The organism is Cyclobacterium jeungdonense, from assembly GCF_010994275.1.
Taxonomy (GTDB): Bacteria; Bacteroidota; Bacteroidia; order Cytophagales; family Cyclobacteriaceae; genus Cyclobacterium; species Cyclobacterium jeungdonense.
In genome coordinates this window covers 156,328-179,347 of record NZ_WMCD01000002.1, presented here as the reverse complement: position 1 = coordinate 179,347, position 23,020 = coordinate 156,328, and the positions used below count along the sequence as shown (strand labels likewise).

General features: G+C 44.4%; 22 protein-coding genes. 11 read left to right on the top strand and 11 right to left on the bottom strand.

Annotated elements, in window-relative coordinates; all coding sequences use genetic code 11:
- Window positions 1-489: 489 nt before the first annotated feature.
- Window positions 490-1,785: an agmatine deiminase family protein gene (locus GKS34_RS05875; protein WP_163383879.1), complete on the top strand. Its 1,296-nt coding sequence runs from the start codon at window positions 490-492 to the stop codon at window positions 1,783-1,785.
- 640 nt (window positions 1,786-2,425) lie between these two features.
- Here GKS34_RS05875 and GKS34_RS05870 read toward each other — a convergent pair.
- From GKS34_RS05870 to GKS34_RS05855, 4 genes are all read right to left on the bottom strand, one after another.
- Window positions 2,426-2,656 (bottom strand): hypothetical protein, encoded by a 231-nt coding sequence (locus tag GKS34_RS05870; protein WP_163383878.1) that lies wholly within the window; start codon window positions 2,654-2,656, stop codon window positions 2,426-2,428.
- Window positions 2,631-3,170: a SatD family protein gene (locus GKS34_RS23720; protein WP_163384202.1), complete on the bottom strand. Its 540-nt coding sequence runs from the start codon at window positions 3,168-3,170 to the stop codon at window positions 2,631-2,633. The genes GKS34_RS05870 and GKS34_RS23720 overlap by 26 nt, the downstream gene beginning before the upstream one ends.
- A gap of 657 nt (window positions 3,171-3,827) precedes the next feature.
- Entirely contained in the window at window positions 3,828-4,313 is a 486-nt protein-coding gene (locus GKS34_RS05860; protein WP_163383877.1) for a copper resistance protein NlpE, read from the bottom strand.
- Complete coding sequence (locus GKS34_RS05855) at window positions 4,310-5,275, bottom strand: NAD-dependent epimerase/dehydratase family protein (protein ID WP_163383876.1); 966 nt, start codon at window positions 5,273-5,275, stop codon at window positions 4,310-4,312. The genes GKS34_RS05860 and GKS34_RS05855 overlap by 4 nt, the downstream gene beginning before the upstream one ends.
- Window positions 5,276-5,407: 132 nt before the next feature.
- Between GKS34_RS05855 and kbl the strand changes: the two genes are divergently transcribed.
- Window positions 5,408-6,604 (top strand): glycine C-acetyltransferase, encoded by a 1,197-nt coding sequence (gene kbl / locus GKS34_RS05850; protein ID WP_163383875.1) that lies wholly within the window; start codon window positions 5,408-5,410, stop codon window positions 6,602-6,604.
- 196 nt (window positions 6,605-6,800) lie between these two features.
- On the opposite strand, the gene cdaA is transcribed toward kbl, so the two are convergent.
- Entirely contained in the window at window positions 6,801-7,667 is an 867-nt protein-coding gene (cdaA, locus tag GKS34_RS05845) for a diadenylate cyclase CdaA (RefSeq protein WP_163383874.1), read from the bottom strand.
- Complete coding sequence (gene folP / locus GKS34_RS05840) at window positions 7,664-8,548, bottom strand: dihydropteroate synthase (protein ID WP_163383873.1); 885 nt, start codon at window positions 8,546-8,548, stop codon at window positions 7,664-7,666. The genes cdaA and folP overlap by 4 nt, the downstream gene beginning before the upstream one ends.
- 15 nt (window positions 8,549-8,563) lie before the next feature.
- Here folP and GKS34_RS05835 point away from each other — a divergent pair, with 15 nt between their 5' ends.
- From GKS34_RS05835 to GKS34_RS05825, 3 genes are read left to right on the top strand one after another with little or no spacing between them, the layout of a single operon-like run.
- Entirely contained in the window at window positions 8,564-9,112 is a 549-nt protein-coding gene (locus tag GKS34_RS05835; protein ID WP_163383872.1) for a DUF1599 domain-containing protein, read from the top strand.
- On the top strand, window positions 9,102-10,208 hold the full coding sequence (locus GKS34_RS05830) for a BT_3928 family protein (protein ID WP_163383871.1): 1,107 nt from the start codon (window positions 9,102-9,104) through the stop codon (window positions 10,206-10,208). The genes GKS34_RS05835 and GKS34_RS05830 overlap by 11 nt, the downstream gene beginning before the upstream one ends.
- The gene (locus tag GKS34_RS05825; RefSeq protein ID WP_163383870.1) at window positions 10,205-10,741 is read left to right on the top strand and encodes a shikimate kinase; all 537 of its coding nucleotides are present in this window, start codon (window positions 10,205-10,207) and stop codon (window positions 10,739-10,741) included. Before GKS34_RS05830 ends, GKS34_RS05825 begins: the two co-directional genes overlap by 4 nt.
- On the opposite strand, the gene GKS34_RS05820 is transcribed toward GKS34_RS05825, so the two are convergent.
- Window positions 10,724-12,193 (bottom strand): OmpP1/FadL family transporter, encoded by a 1,470-nt coding sequence (locus tag GKS34_RS05820; RefSeq protein WP_163383869.1) that lies wholly within the window; start codon window positions 12,191-12,193, stop codon window positions 10,724-10,726. The genes GKS34_RS05825 and GKS34_RS05820 overlap by 18 nt on opposite strands.
- Window positions 12,194-12,453: 260 nt before the next feature.
- The gene (locus tag GKS34_RS05815) at window positions 12,454-13,809 is read right to left on the bottom strand and encodes a hypothetical protein (protein WP_163383868.1); all 1,356 of its coding nucleotides are present in this window, start codon (window positions 13,807-13,809) and stop codon (window positions 12,454-12,456) included.
- A gap of 131 nt (window positions 13,810-13,940) precedes the next feature.
- Here GKS34_RS05815 and proS point away from each other — a divergent pair, with 131 nt between their 5' ends.
- The 3 genes from proS (at window position 13,941) to floA (ending at window position 17,058) form a co-directional block, all read left to right on the top strand.
- Window positions 13,941-15,422: a proline--tRNA ligase gene (proS, locus tag GKS34_RS05810; RefSeq protein WP_163383867.1), complete on the top strand. Its 1,482-nt coding sequence runs from the start codon at window positions 13,941-13,943 to the stop codon at window positions 15,420-15,422.
- 157 nt (window positions 15,423-15,579) lie between these two features.
- On the top strand, window positions 15,580-16,041 hold the full coding sequence (locus tag GKS34_RS05805; RefSeq protein WP_163383866.1) for an NfeD family protein: 462 nt from the start codon (window positions 15,580-15,582) through the stop codon (window positions 16,039-16,041).
- Window positions 16,042-16,044: 3 nt separating this feature from the next.
- Window positions 16,045-17,058 (top strand): flotillin-like protein FloA, encoded by a 1,014-nt coding sequence (gene floA / locus GKS34_RS05800; protein ID WP_162417620.1) that lies wholly within the window; start codon window positions 16,045-16,047, stop codon window positions 17,056-17,058.
- A gap of 21 nt (window positions 17,059-17,079) precedes the next feature.
- On the opposite strand, the gene GKS34_RS05795 is transcribed toward floA, so the two are convergent.
- Window positions 17,080-18,663, bottom strand: coding sequence for a WG repeat-containing protein (locus GKS34_RS05795; protein ID WP_163383865.1), 1,584 nt, complete (start codon window positions 18,661-18,663; stop codon window positions 17,080-17,082).
- A gap of 120 nt (window positions 18,664-18,783) precedes the next feature.
- Window positions 18,784-20,058, bottom strand: a complete 1,275-nt coding sequence (hemA, locus tag GKS34_RS05790) for a glutamyl-tRNA reductase (protein ID WP_163383864.1) — start codon at window positions 20,056-20,058, stop codon at window positions 18,784-18,786.
- A 183-nt stretch (window positions 20,059-20,241) separates the two neighbouring features.
- Here hemA and GKS34_RS05785 point away from each other — a divergent pair, with 183 nt between their 5' ends.
- From GKS34_RS05785 to GKS34_RS05775, 3 genes are all read left to right on the top strand, one after another.
- The gene (locus tag GKS34_RS05785; RefSeq protein ID WP_163383863.1) at window positions 20,242-20,955 is read left to right on the top strand and encodes a ComEA family DNA-binding protein; all 714 of its coding nucleotides are present in this window, start codon (window positions 20,242-20,244) and stop codon (window positions 20,953-20,955) included.
- Window positions 20,956-21,010: 55 nt separating this feature from the next.
- Window positions 21,011-21,487: a type I restriction enzyme HsdR N-terminal domain-containing protein gene (locus GKS34_RS05780; protein ID WP_163383862.1), complete on the top strand. Its 477-nt coding sequence runs from the start codon at window positions 21,011-21,013 to the stop codon at window positions 21,485-21,487.
- 157 nt (window positions 21,488-21,644) lie between these two features.
- Window positions 21,645-22,301 (top strand): Crp/Fnr family transcriptional regulator, encoded by a 657-nt coding sequence (locus GKS34_RS05775; RefSeq protein WP_240459209.1) that lies wholly within the window; start codon window positions 21,645-21,647, stop codon window positions 22,299-22,301.
- Here GKS34_RS05775 and GKS34_RS05770 read toward each other — a convergent pair whose 3' ends face one another.
- Window positions 22,302-23,000 (bottom strand): 3-keto-disaccharide hydrolase, encoded by a 699-nt coding sequence (locus tag GKS34_RS05770; RefSeq protein ID WP_163383860.1) that lies wholly within the window; start codon window positions 22,998-23,000, stop codon window positions 22,302-22,304.
- Window positions 23,001-23,020: the final 20 nt, after the last annotated feature.

The following is a 23,020-nucleotide window of genomic DNA, read 5'->3' as shown; positions in this document are numbered from 1 at the left end:
TTACCAGCTCCTTTAAAGCAAAATCGTAGGGAAAATCCATGCAGATAACCGGCAATCCCTCGAAAACAGCGTTTTTTAGCACAATGGCTTTCATTCGATTAAAAAAATATACGATCAAGATAGTGGATTATTTTATCGAAAAAAAAAGAAACCAGCCGAAATACAGGTAGGCGTTCCCCGCGAGCCCAGGGCTGCCGTTGACCTCCATGCAGAAAGGCAACGCCCGAACCCCTGAATATCCTTTTGCTACGGGCTATCCTCGTGCATGGCTCGGTTTGCTTCGAAGCAAAGCTTTTCCCGGTCAGCGAAGCTTTCACACGGAGGATATCCCGGTCTTCCACCATCAGCGGTCATGGGCTGAGCGGGGCAATTAGTTGCCTTTTTAATAGCACTCGTGGTAATTCCCTGGGGGTTTATAAAATTCAAATTTTATTCAGATTCTTTTTGTAACTTACTTTAGTAAATTTGATCGATGAAGCCGGTTTTCCAATGATGTATAAAAATGCGATCAACCAGTGGCCTGACATGAATGCCATTGCCGGATTGACAGGGATGCAAGGTTTGCGTAGCTGTCTGTTTGTAGTATTGTCCTGCCTCTTTTTTTTTGTCAATGCATGCAAGCAGGATGCTGAAGCAACACTCTCCGCTGGTCCTGTGGCCGAATTTGATCCACAGGAGAGCACCTTCATCTGTTGGACACCCCAATTCCAGGAAATCTCCCTGAAACTCATCCAGGAGATCGCAAGGGATGATCATGTCACGCTGTTTTATAACCAACGCAATCACCGTCCCGAAAACCTGCAAAATTTATTAGAAGAGCGAAAAATCAATGTAAAGAATGTCAGCCTGGCCGCTTTCGAATTAGAAAAGGACAATATCTGGATCAGGGATTATGGACCGATACTCATGCAGGATGAAGCAGGTCGGGAGGAAATGGTGACGTTTCATTATCCCCACGAGGAAAACCTGGAATACAATCTGTTCAGCGAACAGTATGCCACCAAAATGAGGATCCCTTTTATGAGAAGTAGGTTATACAGCGCCGGAGGTGGTCGGGAGATCAACGGGCGGGGAACCATTATTTTAATCGAAGGGCATGAAAAATACATCAACCCGGACCGTAGCCTGGAAGAGATCGAGAACGAATACAAAGAAAAGCTGAACCAAAAAAACGTCATCTGGCTCAAAAGGGGTATTCCGCAGGACGATCTGTTTGATCATGGACCCGTGATTGACAATATCTACGGCAATGGGGTGCACTGGCACGTAGACGAGTTTTGCCGGTTTGCGGACGCCCACACCATCCTGCTGGCTCAGGTAGATCCCGCAGATCTTCCGTTGGATCCCTTCTACCAGGTGGTACACGACCGGCTGGAAGAAAGCTATAAGATCCTGAAGAATGCCCGGGATCAGGATGGAAAGCCATTTAAGATCATCAGGGTACCGCAGGCACCGATTATTTTTGATCAGGGCCAATACAACGGTCAGCCGATTTATTATACGCCGGTCACCAGCTATCTAAACTTTATCTTAACCAATAACCTGGTGGTAATACCTGCCTATTACACGCCGGGCGACCCCGATCTTATCCGGCAAAAGGACGAACAGGCAAAAAAGGCGTTTCAGGAGGTGTTTAAAAGCAGAAAAGTGGTGACGATCCATGCGACCGAACTTAACTACAATGGTGGGGGGCTGCACTGCATCACCATGCATCAACCCAAGATAAAAAAACGATCCCGGCTCCGGCTTATAATGGATAATGCACACAAACGATTAAAAGGTTAACCCGTCATCTTGAAGCCTACATAAAATGATAGGTTTATTCATGGCTAGAAATGGAATTTCGTAGTTTTTCCCAGATACCAGTGGGAGTGTCCCACCGGGCCCTGGTCCCATTTTGCTTGTCTTTCAGGTAGGTTCGATTAAGAAAACAGTTGATTTCCGGAATCTATGTACATGGGGTTTGTCACCAACGCAACTTGGGGAATTCCCGGCAAATACCCAATCTATCCAAAATCTAATTCCACAAATTACCAGGCGTGGAGTCTACCTCTAGTAAAACCCCTGTTTTTGGGTAGCTCTGATACTAGACGTATATTAAAAATCATAAGGCGAACGGAGATGACGATACCCATTCTTATGTGTATCAGGCCGGTCCTTCTACAAAATCGAGCCGTTCTCCAGCGTGTTCATTCCTGTGTTATAAGCTGAATCAATTGGTGCCAATGGATAGGGTTGAATAATTATGCTGGAATCAACCGCAGGATAAACTTAATTCCAAGGGCGAGCAGTAGCGTAGCTGTAAATTTTATCAAGGTTCCGGCGAGAAAAAAACCGGCATTATCATTGATGTCTTTTTGCCTTGCCAAATTTTTTGCTGTGGAAATTAACGCGAGCCCAGTCACCTTTCCTGCCAGTACGAAGGTTATGATAATGATGTTCTCACATTTGCCGATATTATAACCATCTCTGATAATCTTCTGTCATTTTGGTCTACATTTCCATCACCATCTATATCAATTTTTTCTTTTCCGTTTAGAATTATTCTTTTTATCAACAAGTCCGTGGCAATGAACGTAATCAAATATCCGATAACGATTACTAGTCCTTGGATCAAGGTGCTGTTTTCCCTAATGAACAGTAGTATCGATTCCATGAAGTAGTTGTTTTAGATTTTTTTCGGCTTCTCGGACTAATCTAAGTTTAGACTTGTTTGAAATCTTCGAAATATACTGCTGAGACACCCCCAACTTTTCCGCAAGATCCTTTTGTTTTATGTCCAAGCCCTCATGCCTGTAAACGGCCCATTCTATTTCGCTCCAGTCATTGCGAATGGATAGTATTAGATTAAGGATCGTATTAACGGTAATTCTCTTCAAATCATTTTGAAGATCGGCCAGGAAAAAAGACGTACTTTTTTTTAAATTGTCTAATAGATCGTTACTTTTCCAAAGTGCCGGCCCTTCTAAATTTAGAAATTTTTTTGTTTCCAAACCAAAAGAAACGTCATCTTCAATCAGGACTAATCTCGAATTATGGTATTTATGGTATTCCTGAATTGCTAATACAATGTCAATGGCAGATTCGATACTATCGCAAATTCCACCAAAGCTATCTCCAGAATATATCGTGAAAGGAATTTTTATCGACGAATGGAATTCCTCGTTAATTTTTTTTAATCAATTGGTGAAAATAGTCCCATTCTTCAGGTTTAAAGTGCTTCCGTGGTTTAATCACATCCCCAATAAGGACGATTTCTGTACGTTTTATACAATAAATATAGTTGTAAAATAATATACAACTAAAGAAGGCGTAAAATAAATATACAACTGTATCAGTAGTGTTTATTTACAATTTGCGGCCTGTTCAATGCGATTTTAGGTACTAATTGCTCTTTGATTGATGTATATTAGCGAAAAGACCAAACTAGTACCATCGCTGGTGGGCCTGGCCGGGTACGGGTCCTATTGGGGGCCAAGGTGGGCGAAGGGTTCGGGTATACCTGTTACCCCAAAAAAGTAAGCGGGACGAGCTTGTCCTGCTATGTATGGCAACCTTTAGTATTCTTTACAGCAAAATCATAGGTAATCTCCAGACAGATAACCGGCAATCCCTCGAAAACAGCGTTTTTTTTTTAACACAATGGTTTTCATCCGATTAAAAAAAGCATACGAACAAGACAGTGGAATTTTCGTACTGAAAAAATAAAAAACGTCCGAAATACAGGCAAGCGCGTACTAGCAGGTACGCGGCATCTATTGGCCACTAAAAGAAATTATGGGCAGTACAGACCCCTCGGCGGTGTTGGTACTATTGAATAAGGACGCTTATTGCTCTACCAGTTCCAACGTATAATTCAGATCAGATACAATGGCTTGTTCTTCGCTGTCCAGTAAATGCAAGGTACCGAACTCGTCTTGCCGGAAGCTTTTTATAGGTGCGCTGCTTTCATCCAGCAGGCGGATGGCCATGGCTCCGGGATCGTTTTCCAGACCGTAGACCACTTCGTAAATTCCCTTGCTGACAAACTCCCGGTCCCCGTCTTCGGTGCCCAGATAGGTCTCGGTCAGTTCATACTCCCGCTCCTTCTTATTGGGACTGTTTTCCAGTTTGAGTACTGTCCGGATCCCCTCGCAGTCTTCACAGGGAAGCAGCCCTTCGTAATTCATCCAGGTGGAAAAGGTATTGTCCAGCACCAGTTCTTCCCTGTTTTCCATTTCCTCTTCGTTTTCTCCCTCGTACCGGCTTTCCTGGGTAGGGGAGTCGCAGGAAATTGCTCCTGCAAGGATTAAGATGTATGTCCATTTTTTCATAAGTCGCTTTGTTTATTTTGAATCCAAGTCGGCAATTCCTGTAGAATTTCCCGGATCATGGCAGGCAGCTCGTAATCCGGTGACCAGTTCCAGTCCCTTCTCGCCTCCCGGTCGTCGATGGACTGCGGCCAGCCATCTGCAATGGTTTGCCGGTAATCAGGGTCGTAAGTTATGGTAAATTCCGGAAAATAGGGAAGGATTCCCCGATACAATTCTTCCGGCGTAAAGCTCATGGCGGCCAGATTGTAGCTGGAGTGGATGCTAATCCTGTCTTTGGGGGCCTGCATCAGCGCAAGGGTAGCCTTGATGGCATCGGGCATGTACATCATGGGCAGGCGGCTGTCTTTTTTCAAAAACGAACGAAACGATTTCCCGGCAAGTGCCTGATGAAAAATGGCCACCGCATAATCGGTAGTCCCTCCGCCGGGTAGGGCCTTGTAACCGATCAGTCCCGGAAAGCGCAGGCTCCGCACATCAATCCCATAGTGTTGGTGGTAATAGGCACACCAGCGCTCACCGGCAAGTTTGGCAATGCCATAGGCGGTAATGGGTTCTTTGGCGGCATGCTGTCGGGTCTGTATTTTGGGAGTGTCCGGACCAAAGACAGCGATGCTGGAGGGCCAGAACAGTTTGTTCAGTTTAAATTCACGGGCAAGTTCCAGTAAATGCAAGAGGCTATCCATGTTAACCTGCCAGGACAACAGCGGCTTTTTTTCTGCAGAAGCAGAAAGAATGGCGGCCAGGTGGTATACCTGTGTAATTTTTTCTTCTCTAATGTATTTTCGCAGGCGGTCCCGATCCATGACATCCAATTTGGAGAAACGGCAATAGGGAAAGGAGGCATTTGCCTCCGGGTTGATATCAGTGGCGATGACCGCCTCGGGTCCGTACACCTCCGTTAATTGCTGCGTTAATTCCGTGCCAAGCTGCCCTGCAGCACCGGTTACCAATACCTTCTCCATTCGGGTTTGTTTTGATTTGCTTGATTCAAAGCTACAATTTCAGAATTTTTATACAATCAGCTGTCATTTTTCTTTAAAAATTGTAAATTCATCACTCAGAAATCGGGTAGTTAGAATAAAACCACAAAATCCATGTTTGGCAGCATTCAAGAGCAATTGCAGGATGAAATTGAAAATCTCAAAGCCTCAGGACTTTACAAAACGGAACGGGTCATCCGCTCCCCTCAGGGCGCGGAAATACGACTGGCCGATGGCAGCCGGGTGCTGAATTTTTGTGCCAACAACTACCTGGGCCTGTCCAGCCATCCAAAGGTGGTCGAAGCGGCCAAGGAAGCCATTGACAGCCATGGTTTTGGCCTGTCATCCGTCCGCTTTATCTGCGGCACCCAGGATATTCACCAAACACTGGAAAGAAAGATTTCGGAATTTTTGGGCACGGAAGATACCATTTTGTACGCCGCGGCCTTTGATGCCAATGGTGGGGTATTCGAACCGATTCTCGGCCCAGAAGATGCCATCCTTTCCGATGCCTTGAACCATGCCTCCATCATTGACGGAGTACGGCTATGCAAGGCCATGCGGTTTCGGTATCGCCATAACGACATGGATGACCTGGAAGCCCAGCTACAGGCAGCAGAGGAAAAAGGTGCACGACACAAACTCATAGTAACGGATGGGGTGTTTTCCATGGACGGTACCATTGCTCAATTGGATAAAATCGTGGCTTTGGCCGAAAAATACCAGGCAATGGTGATGTCCGATGAATGCCATTCTACCGGATTTATGGGGAAAACGGGAAGGGGCGTACACGAGTTGAAAGGGGTAATGGGCAAGGTGGATATCATTACAGGCACCCTAGGAAAAGCCCTGGGAGGCGCTTCCGGTGGGTTTACTTCCGGAAGAAAGGAAATAATAGAACTCCTGCGTCAAAAATCCCGCCCCTACCTTTTTTCCAATACCCTTGCCCCGGCGATTGCGGGTGCATCCATTGCGGTGTTTGACCTTTTATCGGAAACTACGGAACTCCGGGATAGGTTGGAGGCAAACACGCGTTTTTTTAGGGAACGAATCCGGCAGGCGGGTTTTGCTATCAAAGAGGGAAGCCATCCCATCGTGCCGATCATGCTCCACGAAGCCCCTCTGGCCCAAAAGATGGCTGAGAGGCTTTTGGAAAAGGGCATATATGTCATCGGCTTTTACTACCCGGTAGTTCCCAAAGGGGAGGCGCGTATTCGTGTGCAATTGTCAGCCGCCCACGAAAAGCAGCACCTGGAAAAAGCGATCGCAGCATTTACAGAAGTAGGAAAGGAACTGGGCGTGATTGGCTAATGGATGCTATTATTGGTTCACCACAGATGGCCACGGATTAGCACAGATTTTTTCTTTGGATCGCAGTGTTAATCGGAGTAATCCGTGTTGCCATGTTTTTAGTTATCTTGAAAAAGTCTCGATTACTTAGGATACCACCTGTGGAGGAATAACCTATTCCGGAGACTAAAAAAAATCTTCGGTTTTGACTTCGGAACTACACTTCCGTAGGTTTTTTAAAATCCCGGGGCTTATCTGTCTGGTTGATGGGTTCAAATTTTTCATCAATTTCTTCCCCGGTAAGATAGTTATTGATGATTTCGCGAACCTCCTGAAAGGACAAGTTGTGTAATATCTTCCCGTTTTTAGCCAGCGATACCTGCCCGGTTTCTTCGGAGACAATCAGTACCAGGGCATCCGTGGCTTCCGACATGCCAATGGCAGCGCGGTGGCGGAGTCCAAACTGCGCCGGTACCTCGCGCTCTGTGACGGGAAGAATACAACGGGCGGCTTTTACCCGACCACTAAAAATAATTACCCCTCCGTCATGTAAGGGAGAGTATTTGTTGAAGATAGAAACCAGCAAACGCTTGGAAACCAGGGCATCAATCAGATCCCCACTTTCAGCATAGAATTTCAATTCCGAATTTCTGGAAAGTACGATGAGGGCACCCGTGCTACTGCCGGATAGGGTTTTGGAGGCCTCAATGATGGGAGTTACATTAAAGGCAAGGCTTTCCCTTTTTCTCCAGAAAAGCAATTCCTGCCATAGGTTTTCATTGGAAAAGATCGAGGACTTGCCGACAATCAATAAGAATTTACGGATTTCCTGCTGGAAAAGAATAATGGCTGCCAGCACACCCACGCCCATAAACTGGCCTAGAATGATGGTCAGTAGCTCCATCTGTGCAGCACTCACCACCAGATAAATCAAATAGATGGATAAAAACCCTAAAAAGATCTTAATAGCCACGCTACCCCGCATCAACTTATATACCTGATAAATAAGAACACTTACCAGGGTAATGTCGATTAAGTTGACCAGGGAAACATCCAGGAAACCTATTTTAAATAGTAAATTCAAGTATAAAGTTGTTTATATAGTTTTATCGTTTCATTTGCTTCTTTTACATCATGTACCCGGAGAATGTTAGCCCCATTTATGAGGGCAGCCATGTGAAGTGCCGTGCTGCCATTCAGCGCTTCTGCGGGGCTAAGGTTTAATAGTTTGTAAATCATTGATTTACGAGATAATCCGACAAGCAGCGGCAATTGTAAGGTTTTGAAATGGGATAAATTGCGGATCAACCGGTAATTTTGCTCCAGCGTTTTCGAAAAACCCAGTCCTATATCTACAATAACATCTTTTATGCCAGCTTCATAACAGCTTCTAATTTTTTCGGAAAAAAAATCCAACATTTCTTTTTCGAGATGATCGTATTCTGTTTGCGACTGCATGGTTTGGGGAGTTCCCTTCATATGCATGCATATATAGGGTGCGCCCAGCTTACCAACCATTTCGTGCATACCTGCGTCCATGGCACCTCCTGAGATATCATTTACCAAATCAGCACCAGCTGCCACTGCTTCTTTGGCTACCCTTTGACGAAACGTGTCAATGGACAGCAGGGTCTCCGGAAACCTTGCCTTTATATCAGTGATAACGGGAATAACCCTTTTTAGTTCGGTTTCCTCTGGCACAAAGGCGGCTCCAGGACGAGTACTGTAGCCTCCAATGTCGAGAATTCGAGCGCCCTGAGCAATCATGGATTGGGCTTTATCCAATACCTCCTTTTGAATAGTCGCCGTGCGGCTGCCTGGGAAAAACGAATCCGGGGTTCTATTAATGACTCCCATGAGCCAGGGACTGTCCAAAGCAAAGAGCTTTCCTTTAATCTGTAGTGTTATTTTTGGAGGAAATAAAGTATCTTCGGCCTTACTATCCGAATGCAGATTTTCTAACATAAAAACACCATTGCTTTGGAAACGCAAACCGCAAGCGAATATAATGAAGTTATTGGCCTTTGTAAAGAACTTTTTAAGAAGAAGACTCAAGATTATGGTACTGCCTGGAGAATTTTGAGACTTCCCTCCCTTACAGATCAGCTTTTCATCAAAGCGCAGCGCATTCGCTCCATTCAGGAAAAAGGCAAACAAAAGGTGACCGATTCTATCAAAGATGAATTTATTGGGATAATTAACTATTGCCTCATTGCCTTAATGCAGCTGGATTTACGGGATGATAAGCGCATGGAGATTGATTTTCAGGAGTTGGAACCACTTTATGACAAGTGGGTGGAAGCTACCCGTGAGCTACTTGCCAACAAAAACCACGACTATGGTGAAGCGTGGAGAAGCATGCGGGTATCCTCGATAACCGACATCATTTTAATGAAATTGTTACGCGTCAAGCAAATTGAGGATCATCAGGGTAAAACACTGGTTTCCGAAGGAGTGGCCGCAAATTATCAGGACATGCTCAATTATGCCGTATTTTGTATGATAAAATTAAATCAGGATGACCGTTAAAACCTTATTATTTGTCGCCCGCATTTTGGTGGGTGGTCTGTTTGTGTTCTCCGGCTTGATAAAGGTGAATGACCCCGTAGGTACCTCTATTAAAATGCAGGAATATTTCGATGTTTTTGCAACCGATATTTCCCCCATCTTTGAACCACTTAAATCCATATCACTGCTGGTGGCCGTGATCCTGGTGGTATTGGAGGTAGGTCTGGGCATCATGGTGCTGACAGGCTGGAAGATAAAGACGGGCGTCTACCTGCTATTGGCCATGATTCTGTTTTTCACATTTCTTACCTTTTATTCTGCCTATTTCGACAAGGTGACGGATTGCGGGTGTTTCGGAGATGCCATCAAATTGACCCCCTGGGAGTCTTTTTACAAAGATTTGGTCCTTTTAGGCCTTATATTGTTCATGGCGGTTTTCAGAAAACACCTTCCGGAGGGCTCAAGTACTGTCGGTAAATGGATGACCGTCGGTTCCTTGATTATTTCCCTGTTGCTCGCCATTGTGGCCATACGAAACCTTCCCTTTATTGACTTCAGGGCATTTAAGGAAGGGGTCAATATTTCTCGTGCTATGCTGCCCTCAGAGAATCTGGAATACAGGTATGTCATGCGAAGAGATGGAGAAACGGTGACTTTCGACCAATACCCCTCGGATGAAAGCTATGAATTTGTCGAGATGCAATTAAAAAACCCTGAAGCCCTTCCGAAGATATCTGATTTCGCCATCTGGAACGATGAGGGTGACCATACAGAGGAAATTCTAAGTGGTAAAAAGGTGCTTCTACTTTCCCATCAGATATCCAAGATGGACCTTTCCATCAACCATATGGAGCAGATCAGTGCCTTGATCAACGCATTTCAGGGTACGGATGTGCGAATGGTATTGGTGGCTGCCTCATCCGAGGCGGAAATGGAAGCCTTTTTATCTGAAAATGGCCTGAAGCTGGGGTATTATATGGCAGATGCCACCGTGGTAAAAACCATCATCCGATCCAATCCCGGGCTGGTCTTTCTGGAAAATGGGACCGTGTTGGGCAAATATCACTTTCGAAATACACCGGCTCCGGAAGCGGCCAAAAACCTGTTTTCGCCATGATGGATCCCAGAAAAATAGTCTTGGTTGGCATGCCCGGAAGTGGAAAATCTACCCTGGGAAAAGAACTGGCGACGAGGCTTAACGTCCCTTTTTATGATTTGGATGATCTTATAGAGGAAAAAGAGGGGAAAAAAATTGCCTCACTTTTTCCAGAAAAGGGAGAGGGTTATTTCAGAAAGCTGGAGACGGCTGTTATATCGGAGATGCTTGGCAGGGATGAGGCTTTTGTATTGGCCACCGGCGGTGGAGCTCCTTGTTACAACGATAATATGAAACTGATTAATTCCACGGGAGTTTCCGTATTTTTAGATGTCCCGCTTAATCATATTCTGGAAAGGCTTACCCAGTCACAGGTGGAATTGAGACCATTGTTTTCAGGAATGGATACCTCCGAAATCATCCTCAAGTTGAAAAACATGTATGTGGAGCGCTGTGCGTTTTACGAAAAGGCAAAAATAAAACTCAGGGGAGAAGACATTTCCCCTGAGTTATTGATTTCATCCTGGATGCCTTTTTTAAAAATTAAACCCTAAGGTTAGTGAACCGCTGATCTGGTTGTTATCGATTGTAGCCAGATCAGCGCCGGGGTAGGAGGTGTAATAACTATTAAACCTGCGATTAATCAAGCCAAAATCGATACTGAATGCGGGCAATTTTAACCCTATCCCTCCGGATAGTTGAGTAGTGCTACGGTCCAAATCACCTGATTCCCCAAAGGGATCCCCGTAAAAGGCATAGCCAGCCCTTATCCTCAGTTTCTGAATCCGGTACTCTCCACCAACACTGTAATTGATCGTTTGTCCGTAAAGCCTACTGATTTCTGTATTATCTTGCTCCGTATTAAATACATTGGACCGGAGATTTGCCGTGCTGTAATCCAGGTAATTGACATCACCTGATATAAACCCGTTTTTCCCAAAAAAGTAAGTCATACCGGCACCTACCATCAAGGGGGTCCTCAGGTTATAACTGCTGATGAAAATATCCGTTTCAGCATCCGATTCGGCGATGGTACCAAATTCAGGATCCTGATAGGGGGGAGAAAAATCAGCAAAGATATCGGCATCATATTCTTCGTTCAACCGATTCCAGGTGGGTGATTTAAAATTCAATCCTAAGTTTAGTTGGTCTACCGGTTTGTAAATAATTCCCAGTCCGAGGTTAATACCTGACCCGTCAAGAAATAAGTTTTCTTGCAGGGAGCTGAACAAAGTGGTCTGATTCGCATCGTCCAAAAACTCTTCGTTGTAGGTTTTAGTAGACCGAAAGGAGATGGTACTGATCCCCAACGATCCGCCAATAAATAGTTTGTTTTTATAGTTTCCTCCGTAAGAGAAACTAACCTGCGTCTGATTGCCTTCATTTTCTACCGTTTCGGATTTTTCCAGCGCATCGCTGGCATTGGGGACGAAATCGTACCCTCCATCTACCGGATTGATCAGAAAGGCATCAAAGAATAGGCCATCTGTTCCGCTAGGCACACCCTGGTCGTTATACAGGTCAACATAGTAATCCAGAATAGACCCCTGATCCAACTGATTGGAAAAATAGCCGAAACTTTGATTGAATGTAGAATGCCTGTTGAGGCTGATACCGAATGAGCCTCCTCTCCAGTCACCAATTTCCAGGGGGGCCTTGGCTCTACTGATCACGGCACCTATATTGGGTATAGAGAAATTGGTGGTATTGAGTCCCCTGGATTGGTTCAAAAGCAGTGTTTCCGAATTCCAATCTCCATAGGCTGCTGTAACGCTAAATTCCGAATTCTGGAAAAACCCTAGACCTGCAGGATTTCCGTGGACATTGCTAATATCACCACCCAAGGAATTTTGGGTTCCACCTATCGCATTTATCCGGGCAGATCCGGTTGCACCGTATTGGCTAAATCTAAGCGCATCTTCCACATATCCGCTTTGGGCTTTAAGAAGAGGTAAATTAAAGACTAGTATGGCCAAAGAGGCTAAAATCAATTTTAATCCTTTCATATCAACTGAATTGGGTTTTACTGAAGCTAACAAAATCACGTCAATCGTATATTTTCCTGTCAGCTTATCGGGTGAACGAAATAAGAAAGACTTATTATCCGAAACGAAAATCAGGAAATTAAGTTAAAGTAAAATGTTGCGCAAAGATTGATAGTTAGAATTAAACGATTCGAATGAAATTGAAACCAAAATTGACGGGTATCAACTAAGGTAATCTGAAAAAAAATGATTTTTAAACCAAAAGAGAAAAAAAGAGGGAATTAATTCCCTCTTCTACTGCCTCCAACACTACCTCCTCTGGAAGATCCTCCACCGGAACTACTCCTGCTTGGAGCGCTATAGGATGAAGACGATCTGGATGGTGCAGAATAAGAATTTCTGCTAGGGGAGGTAGATCGTTGTTGATAACTTGGTGTTGTAGTTCTATTAGTTCTGCTTCTGTTATAGGAAGGAGATGAACTTCTACTGTTAGACCTGGGAGCTGAATAGGTTGAACGCGAGTTACTTCGTGAATTATAGGTCCTTGAGTTAGAATTCGAAGGTGCCTGCGTTCTGTTATATGTGTCCGTCCTGCTAGGCGTATTATAACTGCTTCGGGTTGAAGTGTTACCAGCACGATTCATTGCCGGTGAATTGATGTTCCTTCTGGTCGGTGCTGCAGATGCCGCATTGTAATAATCATTTTGAGATCTGGAGAAGGAGTTGGTTGTACCTGCGGATCGATTTCTACTAACAACACTACTATTCATAGCTTCTCTTCTCGCAGAAGCTCTTGTTGAACTAGGTTGTACAGCACTTCTGGTAGATCTGCTAGCCGTGTTTGCCAGGGAAGAAGCTCTACCAGGTCTGGCACCCTGAACTACCTGCCTCCTGTTTCCTTCATTGCCGCCAGGTAGTACGATGATGGGAGAATAAATGTTTCTACCCCACATGCCTCCACCGTAGAAGCCTCCAAAACCTGGTCTGTAACCAAAACCAGATCCCCAAAATGGATCATAAAATCCGAACCCTGGTCTCATGAAAGGGCTTCCCCAACCCATACCCATACCTATACTTAGGTTAAATCCAGGCCTGAAACCAAATCCTGATCCCCAAAAGGGGTCATACATTCCCATTCCTCCGAAGCCGGAGCCCCAGTAAGGATTGTACATGCCACCCATTCCCATCATCGGGTACATACCCATCATGGGATTCATGAAGTAGTTATTGGTAATGCCTGAGTTGTTTCCACCTGATCCACGGTAATTGTCGTAGGCATTTATGTTTGGCTGACCCTGGGCAAGCTCACCGTCAGACTGGGAATCGTCAAAATATACCGTTCCTTCTTCTGCGGGAGTAGTAGAACGCTGATATTTCGCAATATATTCCGGATTGACGTTTTTGGCGGAAAAATTATCAGTTTCTCCGTCTAAAGAACGTATGTCCTCGATTTCCTCGAAATTTTCAGGATTGTTGTTTTTTACGGCAAATTCAGTGGCTATTCGGGCATCTGATGCCATAAAATACAAATTATCCATTTCTTGTCCGCTTCTGCTGGCATTGTAGCTGGTGCTACATGCAGCCAAGCCAAGAATAGATAATGCACCTATGGTCCGAATTGGATTGAAATTAATCATGGGGTTTTCAGTTTATTTCTCTCTTACTATATACGGTAACATAGCGGGAGGGTTATCATTTTTTAAATTATATTTGCCTAAAATCAAGAATCGAATATAAAGAGTTTTTTTATTACAACAAAGAAATACTAATGAGCAAAGGATTACCGAAACGAAGCGAGGATTATTCCCTCTGGTATAATGAATTGGTGAAAAGAGCGGATCTTGCTGAAAACAGTGCAGTAAGGGGCTGTATGGTGATCAAGCCCTATGGATTTAGCATTTGGGAAAAAATGCAGGCCGAACTGGATAGGATGTTTAAAAAAACAGGACATTCCAATGCGTATTTCCCTTTATTCATTCCAAAATCCTATTTATCCAAAGAAGCAAGTCATGTAGAGGGCTTTGCGAAGGAATGTGCCGTAGTGACCCACTATCGCTTAAAATCAGACCCTTCGGGCAAAGGAGTAATTGTGGACCCTGAAGCTGCGCTGGAGGAAGAGCTTATCGTCCGTCCCACTTCAGAAACCGTGATCTGGAGCACTTATAAAAACTGGATCCAGTCTTACCGGGACCTGCCCCTGTTAATCAACCAGTGGGCCAACGTGGTCCGCTGGGAAATGAGAACCCGGTTATTTCTGAGAACCTCAGAATTTCTTTGGCAGGAAGGCCATACCGCCCACGAAACTAAAAAGGAAGCAGAGGAGGAAACGATACGAATGTTGAACGTATACGCCGAATTTGCGGAAAATTTCATGGCGCTGCCGGTAATTAAAGGCATTAAATCCGAAAGTGAAAAGTTTGCCGGAGCGGAAGCTACCTATTGCATTGAAGGTATGATGCAGGATGGAAAAGCCCTGCAGGCCGGAACTTCCCACTTCCTGGGTCAAAATTTTGCCAAGGCTTTTGATGTCAAATTTGCCACCCGAGAAGGCGGGCTAGAGCATGTCTGGGGTACCTCCTGGGGGGTAAGTACCCGCCTTATGGGTGCCTTGATCATGGCCCATTCCGACGATCAGGGCCTGGTACTTCCACCAAAGCTAGCGCCCATTCAGGTAGTAATTATTCCCATATTTAGACGCGACGAAGAACTGGAAGCCATACGGGTGAAAGCAGGGGAAATCATGGAATCTTTGGAAGATCTGGGTATTTCGGTGAAGTTTGACGACCGGGACACCCACAAACCAGGTTGGAAATTTGCTGAATACGAACTCAAAGGGGTGCCCCTGAGACTGGGGATTGGTCCTCGGGATTTGGAAAACCAAACCGTAGAAATGGCTCGTCGCGATAACTTGACCAAATCCGTGGTTCAGCTTGAAAATGAAAACCTACCTGCATTGATAAAAAAGACCCTGGCTGATATTCAGGAAAACATCTATAGAAAAGCACATGCGTTTACGTTGGAAAAAACGACGAAAGCCGATACATGGGAAGAATTTATCGATATTCTGGAAAACAAAGCAGGCTTCGTCTCGGCTCACTGGGATGGTACGGAGGAAACCGAGGAACGGATAAAAGAGCAAACCAAAGCTACAATCCGTTGTATTCCGCTGGATCAGATTCCGGAGCAGGGAAAATGCATACTTTCTGGAAAACCCTCCAAGGGTAGGGTGCTGTTTGCCCGTGCTTATTGAGTACATTCAGTTTCTTTCAATTCAGAGTTTTTGTTCCGAAATACGAATGGTCGGGAGAATTACCGGATGATTCGCATTTCAGGCTTTCAATTGTTGCGAAATCTTGTAAATTTACAGAAATCCTGAATTTCAGGACAAGTAAAATTAGCGCCGTCTCATGGATTGGATAATCGTATTGAGTTTAATTCTGTTTGGAGCGCTTCTGGTGCTCATGGAGGTGGTGTTTGTACCCGGTACCACTTTGGTGGGTGCTTTGGGCCTGGTGTTTACCGGAATGGGGGTCTTTTATTCCTTTCTTCATTTTCCTGCATCTGTAGCCTATGGCGTTTTAGTCCTTAGTATCCTGGTAAACCTGGGGTTTCTGGTGTATGGATTTAAATCCGGGGTATGGAACCGGTTTGCATTGAAAGGAACTTCAGTAAACCGTACCTACGATGACCGTCTGGAAGGACTTGAAGTTGGTCAAGCCGGACAGACCATTTCCGATTGCAAACCCTACGGAAAAGTGGAATTTGGAGATAAAATGTATGAAGCCAAGTCTGAGGGCGGTTTTATACCTGCCGGGACAAACGTGACGATACAAAAAATAGCAGACAATAAAATTATCATTAAACCGTAAATCATGGAAATTTCTAATTCGGCATTCATATTGGTAGCAGCATTTGCCGGGCTGATTCTTCTTTTCGTTTTTCTTTATTTTGTCCCGGTCAATCTTTGGATAACAGCCATATTTTCCAATGTGAAGGTAGGGCTTTTGGAATTAGTAGGGATGCGGATCCGGAAAGTGCCTCCAGGGGTGATCGTCAATTCGCTGATCACTGCCACCAAAGCAGGTCTAAATCTGACCACCAATGATTTGGAAACGCATTTCCTGGCGGGAGGTAACGTGCCCAATGTGATTCGGGCGTTAATCTCTGCGGACAAGGCCAATATTTCCCTGTCGTTTAAACAAGCTACGGCCATCGATTTGGCCGGAAGGGATGTGTTTGAGGCAGTGCAGATATCGGTAAATCCGAAGGTCATTAATACGCCCAACGTGGCAGCTGTTGCTGCAGATGGCATTCAGCTTATAGCCAAAGCCAGGGTTACGGTCCGGGCCAATATTGCGCAACTTGTCGGTGGAGCAGGTGAAGAAACCATTCTGGCAAGAGTGGGCGAAGGCATCGTGACCTCCATTGGATCTGCCAAAAACCACAAAAGTGTTTTGGAGAATCCGGACAAAATATCCAAACTGGTTTTGGAAAGGGGATTGGATGCTGGAACAGCTTTTGAAATTCTTTCCATCGATATTGCGGACATCGATGTGGGATCGAATATCGGAGCTAAACTACAGATTGACCAGGCCACTGCCGATCTTAAAGTAGCCGAGGCAAGAGCCGAAGAAAGAAGGGCCATGGCGGTAGCACTGGAGCAAGAGATGAAAGCGAAGAATGTCGAAATGAAAGCCAAGGTTACCGAGGCAGAGGCCGAAATACCCAAAGCCATTTCAGAAGCCTTCAGGTCTGGAAATCTGGGAATAATGGATTATTATAAAATGGAAAATGTAAAATCCGATACCAGCATGCGGGATTCTATCGCTAATTCGGATGAAAATAAATCTGGAGACCGGTCAAAAGGAAACGATAAAAACAAGTAATACAACTTACCAAAAGGGGCTTTAGGCCCCTTTATTTTTCTTTTTCCTTGACTTCTTTCCTTCCATTATTTCCGTAGATTCTATTTCGATCTGCATGCTTTTAGCTAGTATTTTATCATTCTCCTCATCAAATAGAATACGGCTGTAATACAGGGGCAATACATAATCACCGTTTTCCCGCATGATTCCGTAGTTGGCGCCTTTCCGAATCAGAATCCGGTCTGTTCCTTCCCTCCGAATTTCTTCAAACTGAGGAAGACTGATAAGTTGGCCGTTCGGATTGGCAATACCTAATAGCCCTTCTTTTTCCAGTAAGTAATACCCGTCCCGCATCCTGCTGATGCGATCAGAGGATACGGGAAGTAGTTTTTCGCCGTTGGAATCGATCAAATAGGTGCCCTGATTCTCCCTCACGATGGCTACCCCATGGGTAAAAGAGCCTGCCCAATCATAGACCATAGGAATGTTCAATTCATTGTTAGAATTGATGTACCCCCATTTTGAGCCTAATTTCACAGCCGCCAGCCCCTCCGAGAAGGGTTCGACCTGATCGTATTCCGAATCGATGATCGTATTGCCTGCAGCGTCCACATAGCCAAATTGTTCTCCCATTTTCGCAGCAAAAAGCCCCTCATTTCCCGGGAATAACAAGCTGGCAGCCGCGGTAGGCCTGACCTCCCATTTTCCCTGTGAATTCAGCAATCCGGTAGTAGCGTTCCTAAAATGGACATTGTAATGATCGTTGATTTTCCTCACGGAATCCATTCCTAAAATGTCCAGAAGAATTCCGTCATTTTTCATGATTCTCCGGAGTTTACCATGAATGTACTCCACCATGACCCCTTCTTCAATGCTAATCCGGTGAAAACTGTTGTAGCGAATATCCGCGTCGGTAGAAAGGGCATCAATCAGCAGGTATTCTTTTTCGTTTTTCGCAAAATAATAGGTGCCTTCCAGATGATCAATTTTATCAATAATAGGATCCAGAATGTACTCGCCTTCCCTGTTGATCAGTCCAAATCCGGTGGATTCCTGAGAAACGATCGCATCCGGGCCGGGATCAGCCAGGAATTGAAACCGGTAATCTGGAGTAGGTGAAAGGGGCAATGTGTAAGCGCCATCAGCTAATTGGGCGATTACCTGCCCGTTTTTTGCTAAGCGGGCACCCGCAAAAGTTCCGATGGGCGAAGTTGTTCTACTTCCCCTGTCATAAATAAAGTATTCCTGGCCTTTTCTTGCTAAAAGATGGGTATAGAAGGTACTTATTTCATCATAGATAGGAGGAAGGACCTGTTCCCCATACTCATGAAACGCACCATATTTCCCACTGTTTTTGATAATTATCCAAGGTTCCAGATACTGATACAAACTGGCGCTGTCGACTGTGATAAAGGGGCGATACTCCGGGTCTAAAAACGACAGGTCATTTTCCCAGACATTTATCCTCAGTGAGTTTCCCAGGAGGTAAATGTTGCCGGGGGAAATTTTCTTTTCTAAATTAAAATTCTGGTCAAAGACTTCCCAGGTTTGACCAAATCCAATGGATACAGATAGAAGCGTCAGGTAGAAAGGAAGAAAAAAAGATAAAAGGTAAACTTTTCGCATAAGGACTACTTTTGAGGTGAAAGTAAAAATTTATCGGGTAATCTCAATAAAAAAAGAAGTAGCAATTTTTTTAGGTAATTGACAAGGAAGAAATCCCGAAAAATAGGGATGGATGGGAAGTCAATGCTGCTTTTTCTCCTCCTGTTTTTCCAGATCAAACAAGTCATTGATGATGTCAATCATTTCTTCGGCCTGATCTCGCTTGCAAGCCGCCCTTAACTGTACCACCGGTACTTTAAGGATTTTTTGCATCATACTCTTGGTAATCTTATCGATGATTTCGATCTGGTTATCATCCGCATTCTTTAGGTAACGCTCCAATTCCTCCTTTCGAATCTGTTCCAGACTGTTTTTTAGCTTATTGATGGTAGGGGATACCATCATTTCTTTTTTCCAATCGTAAAATTCATTGATGTTTTCCTGTATGATTTCCTCGACCTGAGGAATGGCAGCCGTCCGTTTGCTCAGCGTTTCACTGGCTTTACTTCGGATGTTATCCACATTGTAAAGGAGTACTCCTGCGATATCTTCCACAGCCGTATCGATACTTCGGGGAACAGACAGGTCAACGAAGAGTTTGTAACTTTTAATATCAAAACTACTTACCAGACCTTTAGTGATAAAAGGCTCTGATTTCATAATAGAAGAAATGATAACGTCTGCCTCCTTCATGGCCTCAAAACAGTCCTCAAAAGGGATAGCCTCAAATCCGTATTCCGAAGCCATGGCTACCGCCTTGGAATAAGTTCGGTTTGAGATAGTAACCCGGGCATCCGGAAGGTAGGCAAGGTTTTTGGCTACATCTTCTCCAATTTCCCCCAAACCGATTAACAATACCCTGGGCTGATGGGTGTTGGAAGTAAGCTCCTCTATCAATTCTACGGCAGCATAGGAGACGGAGGCGGCTCCATCCCGAAAAGCCGTTTCCTGAACCACCTTTTTATTGGTAAAAAAGATGGTGTGCATGAGTCGGTGCAGAAAGGGACCGGCCATTTCCATGTCTGCAGAGGCCTGATAGGCTCGTTTTACCTGATTGGAAATCTGCATGTCTCCTATTACCTGAGCTTCCAGCCCCATGGCTACACGGAAAAGGTGTTCGATCGCTGCCTTATCATTCGGGAATAAATCAAAGTATTCCAGATAAGATATGGTGTCTACAAGCCCTTTTTCCAATCCTACCAGCTTAATAATCTCCGTAGAAAGGTCTAATTCATGGCTGTAATAGATTTCTGTCCGATTACAGGTAGAAAGTATAAGGGTGTCAGTGAGGCTAAAAAAATCTTTTAATTTACCCAAAAGTGAATGAACTGCACCCTCATCCAGAGAAACCAACTCCCTGATTTCAACAGGGGCTTTCTTATAGGAGAGACTTAAAGCTTTAAACTTTGACTGCATGTTACAATACTTTCAGTTACAAATTTATCACAGAAAATGGACGAAAGGAATTAATTCAGACTGTGGAAATTAATTTATAACCCTTCTAAATAAGGTTTTTCCATTCCTACTACAATGCAATAATGCGAATTTTTGGAATATAATTCCAATATTATTAATTTATGAAGCCAATAGATTAGAACAATGGTAGATAAGTTGTTTTACTTTCTGAAGACCTATCTTGGCTTCACACGAAAAGAGTCCAGGGGATTCGTTTTCGTAATCCCCATGCTGGCAGTCTTGTATGCGATTCCGTATTGGATGTCAGGCTATTTTCGATCCTACAATGAGGAGAATTACCTGCTCTATCTCGAAAAGGTAAAAAATGATCCCGGGTTTTATAAAGAAGCAACCCTCAAGTCAGATACAGTGTCCATCGAAGATTGGCCGCAAGAAGAAAAAGGCAAAAAGGAAGACAAGCCAGAAGCGCAGGGACTTTCCCGGCCTGAGACTCCCAAACTGAATTCCTTGAGGTTTCCAGAAGCCACCGCTGTGGAACTCCAAATGGTTTCCGGGGTAGGGCCGGTTTTGTCTGCCAGAATTGAATCCTTCCGGGACAAGTTGGGAGGGTTTCATTCTCCAGAGCAATTACTGGAGGTGTATGGAATCGATGGGGAATTGGCCGGAAAAATCTATGAATTATTTCCATTCCAATCCCAAATTAATCGCACCATTAAAATCAACGAGGCCACCTTTAAAGACTTGGTAAGCCACCCCTACATAGGTGCCGGAGAGGCAAAGGTAATCATTGCCTATCGGAACCAACATGGTAGCTATGAAGCGGCCAATGACCTGCTTGGAATCAAATTGTTTACAGAGGAGTGGGTGGATCGGATTGCTCCTTACCTCAGTTTTTAATGCTTAATTTTACAAAAGACTTTTAGGGATGGTTAATTTCAAGCAAATTTGCATTATGGATGAAAAGGTGCTGCAGCTATGTGAGGAAAAGCTCAATCTTCCTTCGTTTGACTTTCGGATTCGGAAAGAAGCTAATGGGAAGCCCTATATTTTTGACCCCCTGAGGAGAAAATTCCTTTTATTAACTCCCGAGGAATGGGTCCGTGTACACCTTGTTCATTATTTGACAACCTACCTGAATTACCCCAGAAGCTTAATTTCACTGGAAAGGGGACTTACCTATAACTCGCTAAGCAAAAGGTATGATGTTTTGGTTAGGGATCGGACGGGAAATGCCTTCTTTCTGATTGAATGCAAGGCTCCTGAAGTTTCACTGACCCAAAAAACCGTGGAACAAGTCAGTATTTACAATCAAAAAATTCAAGCGGCTTTTTTAGGTATTAGCAATGGGAACAGGCATATCTGCATGCAAAGGGATATTCATTCTGGGAACTATGTACAAATCGATTTTTTTCCGGAGTTTTTAGGTTGAAAAAAGATATTTTCACCTTAAATTGGAAAGTTCAGTGACATAAGTCATGTAATTAAGTTACATTAGCTAACAAGTTTACAAATCATTTGAAAAGACCACTATGAGCAACCCGGTTAAAAGTACTCCTTGTGAATTGTGTTTAAGTAGAAAATTTTCTATGTTTTCAGACTTGGCGGACGAGCACCTTTGTACTATTTCCGATAGCAAGAATTTTATCTCTCATAAAAAGGGGCAAATACTTTACTACGAAAACACCAAGCCACTAGGCGTATTTTGTGTCAACAGCGGGGTTGTGAAGATTTTCAAAACTGCTTCAAACGGAAAGGAGCAAATCATCCGGCTGGCCAAAAAAGGGGACTTTGTAGGGTATACCTCCTTGATAGGAGAAGAAGCCTACTCCACATCTGCGACAATCGTGGAGGATGCCAGCATTTGTTTCGTTCCCAAAGAGGTGTTTTTAAAAGTGCTGTCGGAGGATAATAACTTTCACCGCAGACTCACGCAGGCCCTGTGCCAGGATATGGGTGTCATGGAAAGCAAACTAACGGATGCCACCCAGAAATCGATTCGGGAACGGCTTGCCCTGGCCTTACTTAAGTTGGGAGACGGCTATGGCGTTGACGGGGGGGATAAGCAAAGATTGGATATTGCTCTTACCAGAGAAGAAATTGCCGGTATTGTGGGCACTGCTACTGAAACGGTCATCAGGTTATTGTCTGAATTCAAAAAAGACAAATTAATTGACCTTCAAGGAAAAAAGATTCTTTTGCTGGATCGCAAAGGGCTGGCCCGACTTTCGGATTTTTACGGTTAATCATTCCGGGTTTTCGGATAGACCACTGATTTGCTCTAGGTTCAACTCTCTAAACTCCACCTCAGCTCCCTCTGCCTGTATGGCAATTTGGCCTCGGGTAGCGGTGGACTGATAGCCTTCATTGACCAGATCTCCATTGATCCAAACTTTTATTTTGTCTTCAAAACATTCGATGATCATTCGGTTCCATTCGCCGGGTGGATTCTCCGAGCCATCCGTAAGATTGAGGATGCGTCTATTTTTCCCCTCTGTAATACCCCAATCTTCTTTTGGTCCTCTTCTTTCTACCATATTATCTACTTTTATGTCCTCGACGATGCACCAAAAATCCCCTGCATTTTCATGCATCATCTGGACTTCTATGGACTTGGGGAACATATCGTATAAAGAGCGGGGAGTAGAAGCATGAACCAATATCCCGCAGTTGCCGGTCTCTCCGGGAAACCGGTATTCACTAGTGATCCGGTAGTTTTGATATACCCTATCGCTAATCAGGTGCCCCAAAGGCCTTCCCAGGCTTACCAACATACCGTCCCGAACGATAAAGGAGGGTCCGATATCAGGGTTTTCGTCTCGTTCCGGAACATCCGCATGCCAGCCTGTGAGGTCCTTACCATTAAATAAGGGCAATTCCTGAGCCTTTACAGGGGAAAAGACAAAAGCCGTCTGGATCATCAACCAAAAGGGGAAAAACTTCATGGCATGTTGGGTTTAGGAGG

Bases quoted from the DNA above. Each gene is read 5' to 3' on its own strand.
- GKS34_RS05860 (WP_163383877.1), bottom strand. From the start codon at position 4,313: ATGAAAAAATGGACATACATCTTAATCCTTGCAGGAGCAATTTCCTGC.
- GKS34_RS05785 (WP_163383863.1), top strand. From the start codon at position 20,242: ATGGTAGATAAGTTGTTTTACTTTCTGAAGACCTATCTTGGCTTCACA.
- proS (WP_163383867.1), top strand. From the start codon at position 13,941: ATGAGCAAAGGATTACCGAAACGAAGCGAGGATTATTCCCTCTGGTAT.
- GKS34_RS05795 (WP_163383865.1), bottom strand. From the start codon at position 18,663: ATGCGAAAAGTTTACCTTTTATCTTTTTTTCTTCCTTTCTACCTGACG.
- kbl (WP_163383875.1), top strand. From the start codon at position 5,408: ATGTTTGGCAGCATTCAAGAGCAATTGCAGGATGAAATTGAAAATCTC.
- GKS34_RS05825 (WP_163383870.1), top strand. From the start codon at position 10,205: ATGATGGATCCCAGAAAAATAGTCTTGGTTGGCATGCCCGGAAGTGGA.
- GKS34_RS05820 (WP_163383869.1), bottom strand. From the start codon at position 12,193: ATGAAAGGATTAAAATTGATTTTAGCCTCTTTGGCCATACTAGTCTTT.
- GKS34_RS05875 (WP_163383879.1), top strand. From the start codon at position 490: ATGATGTATAAAAATGCGATCAACCAGTGGCCTGACATGAATGCCATT.
- floA (WP_162417620.1), top strand. From the start codon at position 16,045: ATGGAAATTTCTAATTCGGCATTCATATTGGTAGCAGCATTTGCCGGG.
- folP (WP_163383873.1), bottom strand. From the start codon at position 8,548: ATGTTAGAAAATCTGCATTCGGATAGTAAGGCCGAAGATACTTTATTT.
- GKS34_RS05830 (WP_163383871.1), top strand. From the start codon at position 9,102: ATGACCGTTAAAACCTTATTATTTGTCGCCCGCATTTTGGTGGGTGGT.
- GKS34_RS05775 (WP_240459209.1), top strand. From the start codon at position 21,645: ATGTTTTCAGACTTGGCGGACGAGCACCTTTGTACTATTTCCGATAGC.
- GKS34_RS05780 (WP_163383862.1), top strand. From the start codon at position 21,011: ATGGATGAAAAGGTGCTGCAGCTATGTGAGGAAAAGCTCAATCTTCCT.
- GKS34_RS05805 (WP_163383866.1), top strand. From the start codon at position 15,580: ATGGATTGGATAATCGTATTGAGTTTAATTCTGTTTGGAGCGCTTCTG.
- GKS34_RS05855 (WP_163383876.1), bottom strand. From the start codon at position 5,275: ATGGAGAAGGTATTGGTAACCGGTGCTGCAGGGCAGCTTGGCACGGAA.
- GKS34_RS05870 (WP_163383878.1), bottom strand. From the start codon at position 2,656: ATGGAATCGATACTACTGTTCATTAGGGAAAACAGCACCTTGATCCAA.
- hemA (WP_163383864.1), bottom strand. From the start codon at position 20,058: ATGCAGTCAAAGTTTAAAGCTTTAAGTCTCTCCTATAAGAAAGCCCCT.
- GKS34_RS05770 (WP_163383860.1), bottom strand. From the start codon at position 23,000: ATGAAGTTTTTCCCCTTTTGGTTGATGATCCAGACGGCTTTTGTCTTT.
- GKS34_RS05815 (WP_163383868.1), bottom strand. From the start codon at position 13,809: ATGATTAATTTCAATCCAATTCGGACCATAGGTGCATTATCTATTCTT.